The organism is Stenotrophomonas sp. G4, assembly GCF_003428825.1.
Lineage (GTDB): Bacteria > Pseudomonadota > Gammaproteobacteria > Xanthomonadales > Xanthomonadaceae > Stenotrophomonas > Stenotrophomonas indicatrix.
On sequence record NZ_CP031741.1, the window covers coordinates 2,843,795 to 2,861,256 of the forward strand.

A 17,462-nucleotide genomic window follows, 5' to 3' on the forward strand; every position below is an offset into this window, starting at 1 on the left:
TTCGCACAGCCGCTGACCCCACGGAGCTGAATATGAGCGACATCCAGTGGAGCGACGGCGCTCCCATCTACCGCCAGCTGAAGGAACGCGTGATCGCCATGATGCTTGACGGAATCCTCAAGCCGGGCGATGCCCTTCCTTCGGTGCGCCAGGTGGCCGCCGATTACCAGCTCAACCCCATCACCGTTTCGCGCGCCTACCAGGAGCTGGCCGACGAAGGCCTGGTCGAGAAGCGCCGCGGGCTGGGCATGTTCATGACCGAACAGGCGGCCACGCAGCTGCGCAGCAGCGAGCGCGAACGCTTCCTCAATGAAGAATGGCCGGCCGTACTGGAACGCATCCAGCGACTGGGCCTGAGTCTCGACGAATTGTTGCCCCAGGGGAAATTCTGATGAATGCCAGTCCCACTACCGCTGTGCCAAGCGACGCTGTCATTACCGCCCGTGGCCTTCGCAAGGCTTACAAGAACACGCTCGCGCTCGACAACGCCAGCTTCTCCATTCCGGCAGGCCGCATCATCGGCCTGATCGGCCCCAATGGTGCCGGCAAGACCACCGCGCTGAAGGCGGTGCTCGGCCTGACCTCGGTGGAAGGCGAGCTGAGCGTGCTCGGCCGCGACCCGCGCGTGCACCGCGACGATCTGATGAACGACATCTGCTTCATCGCCGATGTCGCCGTGCTGCCGCGCTGGCTGAAGGTGCGTGAGGCCATCGACTTCGTCGCCGGCGTGCACCCCCGCTTCGATCGCGCCCGTTGCGAACGCTTCCTGGCCAACACCAAGCTGCAGCCGAAGCAGCGCGTGCGTGAACTGTCCAAGGGCATGATCGTGCAGCTGCACCTGGCCCTGGTGATGGCCATCGACGCCAAGGTGCTGGTGCTGGACGAACCCACGCTCGGCCTGGACATCCTGTACCGCAAGGAGTTCTACCAGCGCCTGCTGGAAGACTACTTCGACGAGCAGAAGACGATCATCGTCACCACCCACCAGGTGGAAGAGATCGAGCACATCCTCACCGACGTGATGTTCATCCGCGATGGTCGCATCGTCCTCAATGCGGAAATGGACGAAGTCGGCGACCGCTATACCGAACTGCTGGTCGGGGCCGACCAGCTTGAAACCGCCCGCGCACTGAAGCCCATCGACGAGCGCAGCCAGGCCTTCGGCAAGACCGTCCTGCTGTTCGACGGGGTGCCACGCAGCCAGCTGGCCAGCCTGGGTGAAACCCGCAACGCCGGCCTTGCCGATCTGTTCGTCGCTGTCATGAAGGGGACCTACGCATGAATGCCGTCAACCATCCTGTCAGTCCCGCAGGCACCCTGCGCTGGCTGCTCAAGCGCGAATACTGGGAAAACCGCGGTGGTTTCCTGTACGCCCCGGTGATCGCCGGCATCGTCTCGCTGCTGATGAGCGGCATCGGCATCGCCCTGGGCCTGTTCGCCCTGCATCGTGCCGCGCGCGACGGCGGCCTGCACATTGACGGCGAGAGCGTGAACATCAACGGCCTGGATCTGGCCGTGCTGACCCGCGACATCAGCGCCAAGGACATGGCCGACCTGGGCAACGGCCTGGACCTGGCGATGGTACTGACCTCGTCCTGGCCGCTGATCGTGCTGGCCTTCGTGGTGTTCTTCTACTGCCTGGGCGCCCTGTATGACGATCGCCGCGACCGCAGCATCCTGTTCTGGAAGTCGCTGCCGCTGTCGGACACCCAGACCGTGCTGTCCAAGGTACTCAGTGCACTGATCGTCGCACCGCTCATCGCCATCATCGCGTCCAGCCTGACCCTGCTCGTTTTCATGCTGATACTGTGCCTGGTGGTGGTCTCCCACGGCGGCGATGCGATGCAGCTGATCGTGGGCCCTGCCAATCCGATGAGCCTGGTCATGGGCATGTTCGTATCCATTCCGGTGTACGCCCTGTGGGCGCTGCCCACCGCCGGCTGGCTGCTGCTGTGCTCGGCCTGGGCACGGAGCAAGCCGTTCCTGTGGGCGGTGATGCTGCCGCTGTTCGCCGGCATCATCGTCAGCACCACCAAGCTGATGCACCCGTTCGACCTGACCACCGGCTGGTTCTGGCAACACATCGTCGGCCGTCTGCTGCTGGGTGCGATGCCGGGAATGGACCTGCTGTACCGCGCCGGTGGCGGCGAATCCAGGCAGGATCTGGACTCGATCGTGGCGCTGATGGCGCCCGCCGCCCAGCTGAAGTCGCTGGCGATGCCCGACCTGTGGATCGGCGCGGCCTTCGGCGTGGCCTTCATCTTCATCGCCATCCGCCTGCGCAAGCGCGCTGGCGAAATCTGATCGTCAACCTGGAGGCACCACCCATGCGTTCCTTGATCGCCTGTACTGCACTGTTGCTGTTGCCGCTGTCGGCGCTGGCCGCCGATGCACCGAACTGCAAGTTCTCCGCGCCGCGCGCGTTGAAGATCGACGCGGCCGGTGCCAAAGCGGTGGTGTTCGAGATCAACCAGCACGACCTGAAAGTGGTCGCCAGCGCCGGTGGCGGCCAGCTCGAAGGCCGCGCGTGCGCGTCCAACAAGGACTGGCTGGACCAGCTGGTGCTGGACCAGCGCCGCGTGGGCGACAAGCTGGTGGTGAGCCTGCGCCGCGACAGCCGCGACGCGCTGTCGATGGGTAACAGCTACGCCTGGCTGGACATCCGTGGCAGCGTGCCGGACAACCTGCCGCTGCAGTTCAAGATCGGCTCGGGCGATGGCAGCATCGAGAACGCGCAGTCACTGAGCATGGACGTGGGCTCCGGTGATGGCATCGCCCGCGGCACCCGTGGCAGCGTGCACGCCGCCGTGGGTTCGGGCGACCTGGACGTTGATGGCGCCGCGTCATTCAACCTGCTCTCGCTGGGTTCGGGCGACGTCAACGCCCGCAACATCGGCGGTGATGCCAGCGTCGGCACCGTTGGCTCCGGTGACCTGAAGGTGACCGATGTGCGTGGCAACGCACGACTGGATACCGTCGGTTCGGGCGACATCGGCTTCAAGCAGGTGCAGGGCAACGTCGAGGTCGGCGTGGTCGGCTCCGGCAACGTCGATATCGAGCAGGTCGGCGGCAATGTCCGCGTACGCAGCCACGGCTCGGGCGACATCGATGTCGACGGCGTGCGCGGCAACCTCATCGTCGAGCACAGCGGCAGCGGCGATGTCCAGCATCGCAACGTGTCCGGCACCATCACCCTGCCGCGCGGCAAGTAACGTCCAACCATCCGATCCGAGGGGAATGCCATGAGTCTGCTGCGTCTGCTGCCTGCTGCCCTGCTGTGCCTGCCGCTGATCGCCTGTGGCGACACGTCCAGCCCCGACAAGACCGCCGGCAAGGCGGTGGCCGAGACCGCGGACAGCGTCGGCCAGACCGTCAAGGAGGCGATGGATGACGCCCGCAGGGAAATTGCCGAAGGCAACATCAAGATCTCGGCCGACAACCAGCCCCGCGCGGAGATCACCCCGCAGGGACAGCTGCTGATCGGTGGCAAGCCGGTGGCGCTGGACGATGGCCAGCGTCGCCAGCTGCTTGATTACCGTGGCCACGTGGTGGCGGTGGCGATGGACGGCATGGATGTCGGCCTGGCAGGTGCCAAGCTCGGCGCCAACGCTGCCGGTGAAGCACTGAAGGGCATCTTCAGCGGTGACAGCGAAGGCATCGAGAAACGGATCAACGCCGAGGCCGCCAAGATCGAAGCGCAGGCCAAGCGCATCTGCGACCGCATGCCGGCCATGCTGGCCAGCCAGCAGGCCCTGGCTGCCTCGCTGCCGGCGTTCAAGCCCTACGCCACGATGGACCAGAGCGATGTGGACGACTGCGGCAAGGACACCGTCGTCAACCGCTGACCCCTGTGACAGATCAGCGCACCCGGCCGGCCGCGCACCTGCGTTGCCGGCCGCTGCGCCCCGGCGGGCTTACAATGGCAGCCCCGGATGCACTTCATCGAACCGCCATGAAAAAGCTGTTTCTGCTGCTGGCCGCCCTGCTCTGCCTGGGCCTGGTCGGCTGTGACCAGGACTACCGCAACCACCGCGCCGAGCGTGGCAAACCCAAGATATCCGTCAGCGAGAGCATCGTGACCGTTCGCCGCCAGCCGGCACCGAACATCATCATCCTGCCCGACGGGCAGATGAAGATCGACGAGATCCTGATCCCGCTCAACGCCGAACAGAAGCAGATGCTGCAGACGATGTTCGGCAAGCTGCAGGTGCTGCGCCAGAACACGCTGGTGGCCGCACCGGCCGACCCCGACATGCAGCCGGTGAAGATCGTGCCGCCGGAGGGCATGCAGGTGATTCCGCCGGACCTGGTGCAGACCATTCCCGAGTTCAAGGATTACACCGAGACCTTCGGCAACATCGTCGCCGACCGTCGCTGAAACGAACAACGCCGCCCTTCCGGGCGGCGTTCTTCTTTCTCGCCTGTGGTGGCTGCGGACCTCGGCCCGCACACCGTTCGATCAGCCGCCGGCACCACCGCCACCGGCCTGGATGCCGCCGGCCGTCAACGCGGCCGGATCCAGCAGGCGGCGCAGCTCGGCTTCGGCCAGGCCGCTGTCTTCCAGCGCCACGTCCAGCACCGGGCGCTGCTCCTTGTAGGCGCGCTTGGCAATCGCTGCGGCCTTCTCGTAACCGATGATCGGGTTCAGCGCGGTCACCAGGATCGGATTGCGCGCCAGCGCCTCGGCTACACGGTCCTCGCGCACCTTCAGGCCGGCAATGGCGCTGTCGGCCAGCAGGGTCGACACATTGGCCAGCAGGCCGATGCCATCGAGCAGGTTCACCGTGATCAGCGGCAGCGTGACGTTGAGCTGGAAGTTGCCGGTCTGGCCGGCCACGGTGATCGCCGTGTGGTGGCCGATCACCTGCGCGCAGGCCATCACCGTCGCCTCCGGGATCACCGGATTGACCTTGCCCGGCATGATCGAGGACCCCGGCTGCAGTGCCGGCAGTTCGATCTCGCCCAGGCCCGCCAGCGGGCCGGCGTTCATCCAGCGCAGGTCGTTGGCGATCTTGATCAGGGCTACCGCCAGCGCATTGAGCTGGCCCGACAGTTCCACCGCATCGTCCTGCGCGGCCAGCCCTTCGAACTTGTTCTCGGCGCTGTCGAACTTGAAGCCGGTCTGCTGCTTCAGCGCCTTGGCAACCTGTGCACCAAAGCGCGGGTCGGCATTGATGCCGGTGCCGATGGCGGTACCGCCGAGCGGCAGGCGGCGCACGCGCTTGAGGCTGTCCTCGATGCGCTCCTGGGCCGAGGCCAGCTGCGCCGACCATGCACCGAATTCTTGTTCGAAGGTCAGCGGCATCGCATCCATCAGATGGGTGCGGCCGGTCTTGACCACCTTGCGCAGGCTGCGGCCCTTCTTGTCCAGCGTCCTGCGCAGGTGCACCAGCGCTGGCAGCAGCTGCTCATGGGTGGCCAGCACGGCCGACACGCGCAGCGCCGTTGGAATCACGTCGTTGGAGCTCTGCCCCTGGTTGACGTGATCGTTCGGGTGCACGGTGGTCTTGCCGGCCTTGCCGGCGCGATTGGCCAGGGTGGCGATGACCTCGTTGGCATTCATGTTCGAGGACGTACCCGAGCCGGTCTGGTAGACGTCGATCGGGAACTGCGCGTCCCACGTGCCGTCCGCCACTTCAGCCGCGGCAGACTGGATAGCCTTGGCCACGGTCTTCGGCAGATGGCCCAGCTCGGCATTGACGCCGGCGGCAGCGCCCTTGACCAGGCCCAGCGCACGGATGAAGCCGCGCGGCATGCGCTGGCCCGACACCGGGAAATTCTGTACAGCGCGCTGGGTCTGCGCGCCCCACAGCGCGTCGGCAGGCACCTGCAGCTCGCCCATGCTGTCGTGCTCGATCCGGAATCCCTTGGGGGCACTCTTGCTTGCAGCTTTGCTCATTGCATCAACTCCGCACTTCTTCAGTTGGGGAAAGGAAAGCGGCGGCTGGCAGGGTGTCGCTTCCCGGGCTGGCGGCTGCGACAACGATACTCCCTTGTCCGCAGCGTGGGATGGCGAGGACGGGCCAGATCGTTTCATCCGCAGGGCCGATTGAACGGGTAGCGCCGGGCCGCGCCCGGCGAGCGCGAAGCGCGGCCACCATCGGCCGGGCATGGCCCGGCGCTACCGAGCATGCGAAGGCCACGCGTCGTAGAATATCGGCCCCGCCGCTCGTCCCAGCCCTGCCGACATGTCCGAATACGCCCTGCTCGCCCTGTCCCCGCTCGATGGCCGCTATGCCGGCAAGGTCGACGCCCTGCGCCCGATCTTCTCCGAGTACGGCCTGATCAAGGCCCGTGTCACGGTCGAAGTGGAGTGGCTGCTGGCCCTGGCCGCCGAGCCGGGCATCGTCGAGCTGGCCGCGTTCTCCGACGCTGCCATCGTCCGCCTGCGTGCACTGGCCAGCGGCTTCAGCCCGGCCCAGGCCGCGCGCGTGAAGGAGATCGAGCGCACCACCAACCATGACGTCAAGGCGGTGGAGTACTTCATCAAGGAACAGCTGAAGGACGATGCCGAGCTGGCGCCGGCGCTGGAGTTCGTGCATTTCGCCTGCACCAGCGAAGACATCAACAACCTCAGCTACGGCCTGATGCTGGAACAGGCCCGTCGCGAGGTGCTGCTGCCGACCCTGGACGGCATCGCCACTGCACTGCGCACGCTGGCCCATGCCCAGGCCGGCCAGCCGATGCTGTCGCGCACCCACGGCCAGACCGCCTCGCCGACTACGCTGGGCAAGGAGCTGGCCAACGTGGTCGCCCGCCTGGAGCGCCAGCGCCGGCAGATCGCCGCGGTTGAACTGACCGGCAAGATCAACGGCGCCGTCGGCAACTACAACGCGCACATCGCCAGCTACCCGGATGTGGACTGGCCGGCCTTCGCCGAGCGCTTCGTGACCGGGCTGGGCCTGGTGTTCAACCCGTACACCACCCAGATCGAGCCGCACGACAACATCGCCGAGATCGGTGATGCCGCCCGCCGCGCCAACATCATCCTGATCGACCTGGCCCGCGACATCTGGGGCTACGTCTCGCTGGGCTACTTCAAGCAGCGCCTGAAGGAAGGCGAAGTCGGTTCGTCGACGATGCCGCACAAGGTCAACCCGATCGATTTCGAGAACGCCGAAGGCAACTTCGGCATCGCCAACGCGCTGTTCGAGCATTTCAGCGCGAAGCTGCCGATCAGCCGCTGGCAGCGTGACCTGACCGATTCCACCGTGCTGCGCGCGCTGGGCACCGCGTTCGGTCACAGCCAGGTGGCGCTGGATTCGCTGGCCAAGGGCCTGGGCAAGCTGGAAGTGAACCCGCAGCGCCTGGACGCCGATCTGGATGCGGCGTGGGAAGTGCTGGCCGAGGCCGTGCAGACGGTGATGCGCCGCCATGGGCTGCCGAACCCGTACGAGCAGCTGAAGGCGCTGACCCGTGGCCAGGGCATCACGGCCGAGTCGATGCGCACCTTCGTGCAGGGGCTGGAACTGCCGGCCGATGCCAAGCAGCGCCTGCTGGAGATGACCCCGGGCAGCTACACCGGCCTGGCCGAGTCGCTGGCGAAGAAGATTTAAGGGTTTTCCTTGCGGCGGCGGCCGCGGGCGCTGCCTGCGGCAGGCTTGTACTGCCACGGCAACAGCAACAGCAACGTCAAAAGCGGCTCTGGGTTTTTGCCGTGTTTGGCGGGGCGGGTTGGGTTCGCGGGACACGCCGTAAACCCGTCCCTGGGGCTCGATGGCGCCATCCATGGCGCCAACGGTCCCGCGAACCCAACCCGCCCCACCTCTGACAGATTCCCGGTGACGGATCGAAGAGCGTTGGGTTGTCGGGACGGAATTGAGAGAGGGACGCGGCTTCGCCGCGTCCCTCTTTTTATGGCGAAGGCAGTTGGAGCAAGCGCAGCGCGCGACCCGCTGTTGCCTTTGATTTTCTTCTTCCATTCCGTGGCGGGCCACGCGGGAAACTGTCAGAGGCCGGGCGGGTGGGCTGCGCGGGGGTGTCCGCGGCATGGATGCCGCGGCCAAGCTTACAGGGACGTACTTGCTGCGTCCCCCGCGCAGCCCACCCGCCCGGCCAATCCCAGCTTTTGCTTTCGACCCCCGCCACGAGGGGCTCAGCCGTTGGCCGGACCCCGCGACAAACCAGCACACGTGCGCAATCCCATCGAACGTCGGACAATGGAGCCCTTGGCGGCCCGCCACGCCGCCCCTCCCGCTTTCCGCTGCAAGGAACTCCCCCATGGCCGCCCGCAAGTCCTCCTCCCTCCTGATCGAAGTCACCGCCCGCCGCGGCCAGCCGCTGGGCATGGCACCGGCCACCTTCCTGCGTGACTTCTGGCAGAAACGCCCGCTGCTGATCCGCAATGCCTTCCCGGATTTCCAGACCCCGGTGCAGCCGGAAGACCTGGCCGGCCTGGCCTGCGAAGAGGGCGTGCTGGCCCGCCTGATCGAGCATGACAAGGCCCAGGACAGCTGGCGCGTGCGCAGCGGCCCGTTCCAGGAAGACATCTTCCCCGCCCTGCCCGACCACGACTGGACCCTGCTGGTGCAGGACGTGGACAAATGGGACAAGGACGTGCGCGCCCTGATCGAACACTTCAGCTTCCTGCCGCGCTGGCGCATGGACGATGTGATGATCAGCTTCGCCGCTACCGGTGGCTCGGTCGGTGCCCATGTCGACCAGTACGACGTGTTCCTGCTGCAGGCCCACGGCCACCGCCGCTGGCAGATCGATGCCAGTGAATCGATCAAGGGCAAGCGCCCGCCGCTGGGCTTCCGCCCCGACGTGGAACTGAAGCTGCTGGAAGTATTCAAGCCGACCCACGACTGGGTGCTGGCGCCGGGCGACATGCTGTACCTGCCGCCGAACGTGCCGCATCACGGCGTTGCCGAAGACCCGTGCCTGACGTTCTCGTTCGGCATGCGCGCACCGTCTTCGGCCGAGCTGATCAGTGACTACCTGGACACCTTGATCGCCGACGCCGACGAGAACATCCGCTACCAGGATGCCGACCTGAAGGCGCCGGCCGACCCGAACGAGATTGACACCGTGGCGATGGCGCGGGTGATCACCGCGCTCAACGCCATCCGCATGAACGATCCGGACAAGCTGGGTGACTGGTTCGGCCGCTTCATCACCACCTACCGCGCCGCCGGCGAGGTGATGGCCCACCAGGCCGCGCCGCCGCAGGAAGAAGTGCTCGAGGCCCTGCAGTCGGGCCTGCTGCTGCAGCGTCACCCGTGGGCGCGCCTGGCCTGGCGCCGGGCCAAGCGCGGCGCCAGCCTGTATGTCAGTGGCCAGGACTTCGCCCTGCCGGTGAAGGACGCGCAGCGCCTGGCAGGTGCCGAGCAGCTCGACGCCGCCGCCTACCGCAGTCTGTCCGACAAGGGCCGTGCGGTGGTCCAGCAGTTGCTGGTCGGCGGCGTGTTCCAGCTGATCGATCCGAACGAGGTGTACGCCGACGAGGAGGAAGAGCTGCTGGGTGAAGTGATCGAGGGCCACGAGCAGGTCGAGGTGATCGAGGCTGACTCGATGTCCGATGACGTCCATCTGGTAACCGTGCACGACGACGGTATTGAAGTGATCGTCAACTTCGATGACCACGACGAAGACGACAGCGACCCCGGCCGCGGCTGAGCCATGAGCCCGCTGCGGGTCCTGCAGGTCAGTCACGCCGAGGCCCACGTCGCCATCCACGACGTGCGCCAGCGGGTGTTCGTGCAGGAACAGGGCATCGACGCCGCCCTGGAGCGCGATGCCCTGGACCCGGTCTGTGCCCACGTGCTGGCGCTGGATGCCGACGGGCATCCGGTCGGCACCGGGCGGCTGGCGCCGGATGGCCGCATCGGCCGCATGGCGGTGCTGGCGGCGTATCGCGGCCACGGCATTGGCGAGGCCCTGCTTGAGGCACTGGTGCAGGCCGGGCGCCAGCTCGGCCTGGCCGAGCTGCACCTGCATGCGCAGCTGCCGGCACGCGACTTCTACGCCCGCCAGGGCTTCCTTCCTGATGGCCCCGAATTCGAAGAAGCCGGCATTGGCCACCAGCAGATGCGGCGCCGGCTGCAGGCCGTTTCCGCCATCGACAGCCGCGCTGAAGCGGTGGCGATCACCACGGCGATCATCCACCGCGCCCGCCGTCGATTGTGGCTGCACAGCCGGCAGCTGGACCCCGGCCTGCTGGACGCGCCACCGGTACAGGCAGCCCTGCGCCGCTTCGTCACCGCCCGCCACGACAAGCAGCTGCGGGTGATCGTGCATGACGCCGCAGCCATCGCCAGCGCCGGTGCGCCGCTGCTGGCGCTGTTCCAGCGCCTGCCCAGTGTGATCCAGTTCCGCGAGGTCGCCGATCCGATCGATCGCGCCCTGGCCTCGGCCTGCCTGCTCAACGATGCAGGCGACTTCTACTTTCGTCTCATCGGCCATCGCCTCGACGGCGAATCGGCAATCGCGCTGCCGGCACGTTCGCAGCCGTTCGAGCAGCAATTGCAGCGTGTCTGGGACCGTTCGCGCGAATGCAGCGAATTGCGCGCACTCGGCATCTGACCGCGACCGGTGCGCTCAACCTGTCTGGGACCGACACCGGGGGACGCCCGATGCCCTCGTCGCTGCCCCTTCGTGTCCGGATGGGGGTACAATTTGGCCGTTTGAACGCGCCCGTGCATGGCTATTCATCTTCGTGCCGGGTCCTTCTGAAGCCATACCCCACAAAGCGAATCAGCACCCTCCATCGTGGACAATCAACTGAAGCAGTTTGCGCAATCTTCGCAACTCGCCGGCGGCAACGCCTCCTATGTCGAGGACCTGTACGAGCAGTATCTGGTCTCCCCGGATAGTGTCGATCCCAAATGGAAAACCTACTTCGACGGCTTCAAGGGCCGCGAAGCGGGCGACATTCCGCACTCGGCCGTCATTTCCCACATTGCGGACGCGGCCAAGGATGCGCTGAAAGCAGGCACCGGCACCGGTGCAGGCGATGAGCGCGAGCGCAATGTCGGTCGTCTGATCACCGCCTACCGTTCGCGTGGTCATCTGGACGCCCGCCTGGATCCGCTGGGCCTGGCCGCGCCGGTCAACACCCCGGACCTCGGCCTGCCCTTCCACAACCTGTCCGATGCTGACCTCAACAGCGAGTTCAGCACCGGCGGCGTGGGTGGCCAGCCGCGCATGAAGCTGCGTGACCTGCTCGCGCGCCTGAAGGCGACCTACACCGGTTCGATCGGTGCGGAGTTCATGCACATCTCCGAGGTCGAGCAGCGCCAGTGGATCTACAGGAAGCTGGAACTGGCCGGTGGCAACTACCAGCTGGACGCTGACACCCAGCGCCGCACGCTGGAGCGCCTGACCGCCGCCGAAGGCCTCGAGCGCTACCTGCACACCAAGTACGTCGGCCAGAAGCGCTTCTCGCTGGAAGGCGGCGACTCGCTGATCCCGATGATGGACACCATCATCCGCAGCGCCGGCAAGGACGGCGTCAAGGACGTGGTGATCGGCATGGCCCACCGCGGCCGCCTGAACGTGCTGGTCAACACCCTCGGCAAGAATCCGCGCAAGCTGTTCGACGAATTCGAAGGCAAGTTCGAGCACGACGAGCACGCTTCGGCCGGCGATGTGAAGTACCACATGGGCTTCTCCGCCGACGTGGCCACCGAGGGTGGCCCGGTGCATCTGGCCCTGGCGTTCAACCCGTCGCACCTGGAAATCGCCGACCCGGTGGTTGCCGGCTCGGTGCGTTCGCGCCAGGAACGCCGCAAGGACACCGCACGCAAGCAGGTGATGCCGATCCTGGTCCACGGCGACGCGGCCTTCTCCGGCCAGGGCGTGGTCATGGAGCTGTTCCAGATGTCGCAGGCCCGCGGCTTCGCCGTTGGCGGCACCGTGCACATCGTGGTCAACAACCAGGTCGGCTTCACCACCTCCAATCCGCAGGACACGCGCTCCACGCGCTATGCCACCGACGTGGCGAAGATGATTGCCGCCCCGGTGCTGCACGTGAACGGCGATGATCCCGAAGCGGTGGTGTTCGCCGCGCAGCTGGCGTTCGAGTTCCGCCAGAAGTTCGCCAAGGACGTGGTCATCGACCTGATGTGCTACCGCCGTTGGGGCCACAACGAGGCCGACGAGCCGGCGATCACCCAGCCGCTGATGTACCAGGTGATCCGCAAGCACGCCACCACCCGCGAGATGTACGCCGAGCAGCTGGAAAAGGCAGGCGTGATCGCCGCCGGCGCCGGCAAGGCGATGGTCGATGCGTACCGCGAGAAGCTCGATGCCGGTGAAGTGACCACCGAGCTGGCCAAGGTCGAAAAGACCCCGCCGACCAGCCCGCTGTTCGTTGATTGGCCGAAGCTGCTGGAAGGCAAGCTGTCCGATCCGGTGTCGACGAAGGTCGACAAGGACAAGCTGGTCGCGCTGGCCAAGCTGATCAACACCGTGCCCGAAGAAGTGCAGCTGCACTCGCGCGTGTCCAAGGTGTACGACGACCGCCGCAAGATGGCTGCCGGCGAGATCCCGGGCGACTGGGGCTTTGCCGAGAACCTGGCCTACGCCACCCTGCTGGACGAAGGCAGTGCGCTGCGCCTGGTCGGCCAGGACGTCGGCCGCGGCACGTTCACCCACCGCCACGCGATCCTGCACGACCAGAAGACCGACAACTACTACCTGCCGCTGCGGCAGCTGGTGGATTCGCCGGAGAAGGCCACCGTCATCGATTCGCTGCTCAGCGAAGAAGCAGTGATGGCCTACGAGTACGGTTTCTCGACCACCGATCCGAACACCCTGTGCATCTGGGAAGGCCAGTTCGGCGACTTCGCCAACGGCGCCCAGGTGGTGATCGATCAGTTCATCGCCGCCGGCGAAGCAAAGTGGGGCCGCATCTCCGGCCTGACACTGCTGCTGCCGCATGGCTATGAAGGTCAGGGCCCGGAACACAGCTCGGCGCGCCTGGAGCGCTTCCTGCAGCTGTGCGCGCTGGAGAACATGCTGGTGGTGGTGCCGTCGACCCCGGCGCAGGCCTTCCACATGCTGCGTCGCCAGCAGCACCTGACCACCCGCAAGCCGCTGGTGGTGATGTCGCCCAAGTCGCTGCTGCGCCACAAGCTGGCCGTGTCGACCCTGGACGAGCTGGCCAATGGCGAGTTCCAGCACCTGATCGGCGATGCCAATGCAGATGCCAAGAAGGTCAAGCGCGTGGTGCTGTGCTCGGGCAAGGTCTACTACGACCTGCTGGAAGACCAGACCAAGCGTGGCCAGGACGACGTGGCGATCATCCGCGTGGAGCAGCTGTACCCGTTCCCGCGTGCGCTGCTGGCTGCCGAACTGAAGAAGTACGGCAAGGCCACCGACGTGGTGTGGACGCAGGAAGAACCGCAGAACCAAGGCGCGTGGTACCAGATCCGCCACCACCTGCAGTTCTGCCTGGCCGATGGCCAGAGCCTGCACTACGCCGGTCGCGCACGTTCGGCTTCGCCGGCTGCCGGTCACATGGCTGACCACGTCCGCGAACAGCAGCAGCTGGTCGCCGATGCACTGGTCAACCCGTTCAACGACTCGTTCGCTGAATAACTCTCCCCCTATTTAGAAGACAAACCAGGAAGCTCCCGCATGGCCACCGAAGTCAAAGCCCCGGTACTGCCCGAATCCGTCGCCGACGGCACCATCGCCACCTGGCACAAGAAGGTGGGCGACGCCGTCAAGCGCGACGAAAACCTGCTTGACCTGGAAACCGACAAGGTCGTCCTGGAAGTGCCGTCGCCGGTCGATGGCGTGATCAAGGAAATCAAGTTCAAGGAAGGCGACACCGTCACTTCCAGCCAGGTCGTGGCGATCATCGAAGAAGGCGCCGTGGCTGCTGCATCGGCCCCGGCTGCCGAAGAGAAGAAGGCTGAGGCCGCTCCGGCCGCTGCTGCTCCGGCCGCCGCCGCTGCCCCGGCCCGGCTGCCAAGTCGGCTGCCGACGCGCTGCCGCCGGGCGCCCGCTTCACCGCCATCACCGAAGGCGTGAACCCGGCCGACGTCGACGGCACCGGCCGTCGCGGCGCCGTCACCAAGGAAGACATCGTCAACTTCGCCCGCAACGGCGGCGCCGGCAAGGCCGGTGGCGCACGTCCGGAAGAACGCGTGCCGATGACCCGCATCCGCAAGCGCATCGCCGAGCGCCTGATGGAGTCGAAGAACTCCACCGCCATGCTGACCACCTTCAACGAAGTCGACCTGTCCAAGGTGTCGGCGGCGCGCAAGGAACTGCAGGACGAGTTCGTCAAGGCACACGGCATCAAGCTCGGCTTCATGAGCTTCTTCGTGAAGGCCGCCGCCAACGCACTGCAGCGCTTCCCGCTGGTCAATGCCTCCATCGACGGCGACGACATCATCTACCACGGCTATTCGGACATCTCGATCGCCGTGTCGACCGAGAAGGGCCTGGTCACGCCGGTGCTGCGCAACGTCGAGCGCATGTCGTTCGCCGACATCGAAAAGACCATCGCCGACTACGCCAAGAAGGCCCGTGACGGCAAGCTGAGCCTGGAAGAACTGCAGGGCGGCACCTTCACCGTGACCAACGGCGGCACCTTCGGTTCGCTGCTGTCGACCCCGATCATCAACCCGCCGCAGAGCGCCATCCTGGGCATGCACGCCATCAAGGAGCGCCCGATCGCCCAGAACGGCCAGGTCGTGATCGCGCCGATGATGTACCTGGCGCTGTCCTACGATCACCGCATCATCGACGGCAAGGACTCGGTGCAGTTCCTGGTGGACATCAAGAACCAGCTGGAAAACCCGGGCCGCATGCTGTTCGGCCTGTAAGAGACCTCCCGCCCCTCCGCGCCTGCGCGGAGGGGTTCTGGTAATGCAACAAGGACTATTTCAATGGCTGAACAATTCGACGTCGTCGTCATCGGTGCCGGCCCGGCCGGTTACCACGCTGCCATCCGCGCGGCCCAGCTTGGCCTGAAGACCGCCTGCATCGACGCAGCGCTGGGCAAGGACGGCAAGCCGGCCCTGGGTGGCACCTGCCTGCGCGTGGGCTGCATCCCGTCCAAGGCGCTGCTGGATTCCTCGCGCCAGTTCTGGAACATGGGCCACATCTTTGGCGACCACGGCATCAGCTTCAAGGATGCCAAGATGGACGTCGAAGCGATGGTTGGCCGCAAGGACAAGATCGTCAAGCAGTTCACCGGCGGCATCGCCATGCTGTTCAAGGCCAACAAGGTCGCCGCCTATTACGGCTTCGGCGAACTGCAGCCGGGCAACGTGGTCAAGGTCACCCAGCATGACGGCTCGGTCGTCGAACTGAAGGGCACCAACGTCATCATCGCCGCCGGTTCGGATTCGATCGAACTGCCGTTCGCCAAGTTCGACGGCGAAACCATCGTCGACAACGTCGGCGGCCTGGACTTCACCGAAGTGCCGGCGCGCCTGGCCGTGATCGGCGCCGGTGTGATCGGCCTGGAACTGGGCAGCGTGTGGAAGCGCCTGGGTTCGGAAGTGACCATCCTGGAAGCGCTGCCGGACTTCCTGGCTGCGGCCGATACCGAAGTGGCCAAGACCGCCGCCAAGGAATTCAAGAAGCAGGGCCTGGACATCCGCCTGGGTGCCAAGGTCTCCAAGGCCGAAGTGACCGGCAAGGGCAAGAAGAAGGAAGTCGCCCTGACCTACACCGACGCCGAAGGCGAGAAGTCGCTGGTCGTGGACAAGCTGCTGGTAGCCGTCGGCCGTCGCGCCGCCACCAAGGGCCTGCTGGCCGAAGGTACCGGCGTCAAGATCAACGAGCGTGGCCAGATCGAAGTCGACGCGCACTGCCACACCGGCGTCAATGGCGTCTGGGCGGTCGGTGACTGCGTGCGCGGCCCGATGCTGGCGCACAAGGGCTTCGAGGAAGGCATCGCGGTTGCCGAACTGATCGCCGGCCTGCCGGGCCACGTCAACTTCGACACCATTCCGTGGGTCATCTACACCGAGCCGGAGCTGGCCTGGGTCGGCAAGACCGAGCAGCAGCTGAAGGCCGAGGGCATCCCGTACAAGGCCGGCAGCTTCCCGTTCGCCGCCAACGGCCGTGCCGTGGCGATGATCGAGCCGGCAGGCTTCGTCAAGGTTCTGGCCCACGCCGAAACCGATCGCATCCTGGGCATGCACCTGGTGGGCGCCAACGTATCCGAACTGGTGCACGAAGGCGTGCTGACCATGGAGTTCAGCGGTTCGGCCGACGACCTGGCGCGGATCTGCCACGCCCACCCGTCGCTGTCGGAAGTGGTGCACGACGCGGCGATGGCCGTGAGCAAGCGCGCGATCCACAAGGCGAACTGAGCCATCGGGTAGTGCCGGCCACTGGCCAGCGTTGCTGGATACGAAAAACCCCGCCTCGGCGGGGTTTTTTGTTGGCCGCTTGACCGCCCGCCTGCAACCCGGCCCAATGCAACCGGCCAGGGAATGCTGTGGCCGCCGCCGATTTCCATGGAGCCGTACGATCATGCACCTGTCCCGCTTCTGCCGCCTGCCGATGCTGCTCGGCTTCGCCTTGGCCGGGTGCAATGCCACCCCACCCAGAACCGACTACCGCGCAGCCGAGGTGCAGCCGGTCGAAGTGATGCCGCAACGCGATGGCGACGTGCTGATCCGCTACCACGTACCTGCCGAGACGCTCTTCCACTCACCCGGCGCGGATGTGCGCACGGCCAGCGATGGCAGCCTGGAAGTATCCCTGCGGCGCTGTGGGATCAAGCAGCCCTGCACGGTGACCCATCCGGCGGCAGCCACCGCTGGGGCGCCGCTGCAGGTTGAATTCGTAGTGCGCCCGCGTGGCCGCATCATCATGGTCTACCGCGATCTGCGGGAACAGGTGTTCCCGGCACCGCCAGCCGCCGCGGCACCTTCATCCTGAAGCCGCCACCGTACCGGTAGATGGCGGATCAGCGCTGCACCGGCCGCGGCTCCGGCTTGGCAGCAGCCCTCTTCGGCGGATCGTCACAGATGCGGTGCTGGACGACCGTGTCCCCTGCCTTCCACTCCTTCACCACCCGGCAGGCTTCCCTGGGCGCATCCTCTGCAGTCGCGGCGGTGGCGGCCAAAGCAGGATCATGCCCGCGCTCCAGGTAGGCCGACGGCGGCTCCTTGGCGGACGCGGGCGCCGCCACCAGCAGCGCCGCCATCGCAATGACGAGCGGCCTCATGCGGTCACCGGGCCGCCGCCCAGCAGGCGTGCCGGCAGCATGAACAGCGCGCGCAGGAGGGCGAACAGTGCCGAGAAGGTGATGCCGAGCAGGCGGAACGGCAGGCTCAGCAGCCACACGAACGGCCAGGCGACCAGCGCCAGGATCGCCAACGGCCAGCACAGCACGAACAGCAGGCACCAGACACCAAGCGCAAACAAGGTCTTCATCAGAGGCTCCCTCGGCGGCACCCCGCCGCCTGCAACCACGTTGCCGCCCTGCCCTGTCGCCCGCAAACGGTTTGCGACGAAACCCGGTTGGGAGGCGATGAAACCGGAAA

15 protein-coding genes and 1 pseudogene are annotated in these 17,462 nt (G+C 66.3%); 13 read left to right on the top strand and 3 right to left on the bottom strand.

Annotated elements, in window-relative coordinates:
* Positions 1-32: 32 nt before the first annotated feature.
* The 6 genes from D0Y85_RS13170 to D0Y85_RS13195 all read left to right on the top strand — a co-directional run bounded on the left by D0Y85_RS13170 (position 33) and on the right by D0Y85_RS13195 (position 4,378).
* Entirely contained in the window at positions 33-392 is a 360-nt protein-coding gene (locus tag D0Y85_RS13170; RefSeq protein ID WP_012511573.1) for a GntR family transcriptional regulator, read from the top strand.
* Positions 392-1,282, top strand: a complete 891-nt coding sequence (locus tag D0Y85_RS13175; protein ID WP_032976317.1) for an ABC transporter ATP-binding protein — start codon at positions 392-394, stop codon at positions 1,280-1,282. The genes D0Y85_RS13170 and D0Y85_RS13175 overlap by 1 nt, the downstream gene beginning before the upstream one ends.
* Positions 1,279-2,304 (top strand): hypothetical protein, encoded by a 1,026-nt coding sequence (locus D0Y85_RS13180; protein WP_117310786.1) that lies wholly within the window; start codon positions 1,279-1,281, stop codon positions 2,302-2,304. The genes D0Y85_RS13175 and D0Y85_RS13180 overlap by 4 nt, the downstream gene beginning before the upstream one ends.
* 23 nt (positions 2,305-2,327) lie before the next feature.
* Positions 2,328-3,212, top strand: a complete 885-nt coding sequence (locus D0Y85_RS13185) for a DUF2807 domain-containing protein (protein ID WP_117310787.1) — start codon at positions 2,328-2,330, stop codon at positions 3,210-3,212.
* A gap of 30 nt (positions 3,213-3,242) precedes the next feature.
* Positions 3,243-3,845 (top strand): DUF2884 family protein, encoded by a 603-nt coding sequence (locus D0Y85_RS13190; protein WP_117310788.1) that lies wholly within the window; start codon positions 3,243-3,245, stop codon positions 3,843-3,845.
* Positions 3,846-3,952: 107 nt separating this feature from the next.
* Positions 3,953-4,378 (top strand): hypothetical protein, encoded by a 426-nt coding sequence (locus D0Y85_RS13195; RefSeq protein ID WP_093819044.1) that lies wholly within the window; start codon positions 3,953-3,955, stop codon positions 4,376-4,378.
* Positions 4,379-4,459: 81 nt separating this feature from the next.
* On the opposite strand, the gene D0Y85_RS13200 is transcribed toward D0Y85_RS13195, so the two are convergent.
* On the bottom strand, positions 4,460-5,899 hold the full coding sequence (locus D0Y85_RS13200; protein ID WP_117310789.1) for a class II fumarate hydratase: 1,440 nt from the start codon (positions 5,897-5,899) through the stop codon (positions 4,460-4,462).
* 289 nt (positions 5,900-6,188) lie between these two features.
* Here D0Y85_RS13200 and purB point away from each other — a divergent pair, with 289 nt between their 5' ends.
* The 7 genes and pseudogenes from purB (at position 6,189) to D0Y85_RS13235 (ending at position 16,854) form a co-directional block, all read left to right on the top strand.
* Positions 6,189-7,556: an adenylosuccinate lyase gene (gene purB, locus D0Y85_RS13205; RefSeq protein ID WP_117310790.1), complete on the top strand. Its 1,368-nt coding sequence runs from the start codon at positions 6,189-6,191 to the stop codon at positions 7,554-7,556.
* A gap of 664 nt (positions 7,557-8,220) precedes the next feature.
* Entirely contained in the window at positions 8,221-9,618 is a 1,398-nt protein-coding gene (locus D0Y85_RS13210) for a cupin domain-containing protein (RefSeq protein ID WP_117310791.1), read from the top strand.
* Positions 9,619-9,621: 3 nt separating this feature from the next.
* A complete protein-coding gene (locus D0Y85_RS13215; RefSeq protein WP_117310792.1) occupies positions 9,622-10,524 on the top strand; it encodes a GNAT family N-acetyltransferase in 903 nt (300 codons plus the stop codon).
* A 186-nt stretch (positions 10,525-10,710) separates the two neighbouring features.
* Positions 10,711-13,542, top strand: coding sequence for a 2-oxoglutarate dehydrogenase E1 component (locus tag D0Y85_RS13220; protein WP_117310793.1), 2,832 nt, complete (start codon positions 10,711-10,713; stop codon positions 13,540-13,542).
* Between the two features lie 39 nt (positions 13,543-13,581).
* A pseudogene (gene sucB, locus D0Y85_RS13225) lies at positions 13,582-14,780 on the top strand (dihydrolipoyllysine-residue succinyltransferase).
* A gap of 63 nt (positions 14,781-14,843) precedes the next feature.
* Complete coding sequence (gene lpdA / locus D0Y85_RS13230; RefSeq protein ID WP_032951934.1) at positions 14,844-16,280, top strand: dihydrolipoyl dehydrogenase; 1,437 nt, start codon at positions 14,844-14,846, stop codon at positions 16,278-16,280.
* A 163-nt stretch (positions 16,281-16,443) separates the two neighbouring features.
* Positions 16,444-16,854, top strand: coding sequence for a hypothetical protein (locus D0Y85_RS13235; protein WP_093819038.1), 411 nt, complete (start codon positions 16,444-16,446; stop codon positions 16,852-16,854).
* 28 nt (positions 16,855-16,882) lie between these two features.
* Here D0Y85_RS13235 and D0Y85_RS13240 read toward each other — a convergent pair whose 3' ends face one another.
* Positions 16,883-17,143 carry a hypothetical protein gene (locus D0Y85_RS13240; protein WP_117310794.1) on the bottom strand — a complete coding sequence of 87 codons (261 nt, stop codon included), beginning with the start codon at positions 17,141-17,143 and terminating at the stop codon, positions 16,883-16,885.
* Positions 17,140-17,352, bottom strand: coding sequence for a hypothetical protein (locus tag D0Y85_RS13245; protein ID WP_117310795.1), 213 nt, complete (start codon positions 17,350-17,352; stop codon positions 17,140-17,142). The genes D0Y85_RS13240 and D0Y85_RS13245 overlap by 4 nt, the downstream gene beginning before the upstream one ends.
* Between the last annotated feature and the right edge of the window lie 110 nt (positions 17,353-17,462).

Coding starts and splice junctions, on each gene's coding strand:
- D0Y85_RS13170 (WP_012511573.1), top strand. CDS start 33: ATGAGCGACATCCAGTGGAGCGACGGCGCTCCCATCTACCGCCAGCTG.
- D0Y85_RS13175 (WP_032976317.1), top strand. CDS start 392: ATGAATGCCAGTCCCACTACCGCTGTGCCAAGCGACGCTGTCATTACC.
- D0Y85_RS13180 (WP_117310786.1), top strand. CDS start 1,279: ATGAATGCCGTCAACCATCCTGTCAGTCCCGCAGGCACCCTGCGCTGG.
- D0Y85_RS13185 (WP_117310787.1), top strand. CDS start 2,328: ATGCGTTCCTTGATCGCCTGTACTGCACTGTTGCTGTTGCCGCTGTCG.
- D0Y85_RS13190 (WP_117310788.1), top strand. CDS start 3,243: ATGAGTCTGCTGCGTCTGCTGCCTGCTGCCCTGCTGTGCCTGCCGCTG.
- D0Y85_RS13195 (WP_093819044.1), top strand. CDS start 3,953: ATGAAAAAGCTGTTTCTGCTGCTGGCCGCCCTGCTCTGCCTGGGCCTG.
- D0Y85_RS13200 (WP_117310789.1), bottom strand. CDS start 5,899: ATGAGCAAAGCTGCAAGCAAGAGTGCCCCCAAGGGATTCCGGATCGAG.
- purB (WP_117310790.1), top strand. CDS start 6,189: ATGTCCGAATACGCCCTGCTCGCCCTGTCCCCGCTCGATGGCCGCTAT.
- D0Y85_RS13210 (WP_117310791.1), top strand. CDS start 8,221: ATGGCCGCCCGCAAGTCCTCCTCCCTCCTGATCGAAGTCACCGCCCGC.
- D0Y85_RS13215 (WP_117310792.1), top strand. CDS start 9,622: ATGAGCCCGCTGCGGGTCCTGCAGGTCAGTCACGCCGAGGCCCACGTC.
- lpdA (WP_032951934.1), top strand. CDS start 14,844: ATGGCTGAACAATTCGACGTCGTCGTCATCGGTGCCGGCCCGGCCGGT.
- D0Y85_RS13235 (WP_093819038.1), top strand. CDS start 16,444: ATGCACCTGTCCCGCTTCTGCCGCCTGCCGATGCTGCTCGGCTTCGCC.
- D0Y85_RS13240 (WP_117310794.1), bottom strand. CDS start 17,143: ATGAGGCCGCTCGTCATTGCGATGGCGGCGCTGCTGGTGGCGGCGCCC.
- D0Y85_RS13245 (WP_117310795.1), bottom strand. CDS start 17,352: ATGAAGACCTTGTTTGCGCTTGGTGTCTGGTGCCTGCTGTTCGTGCTG.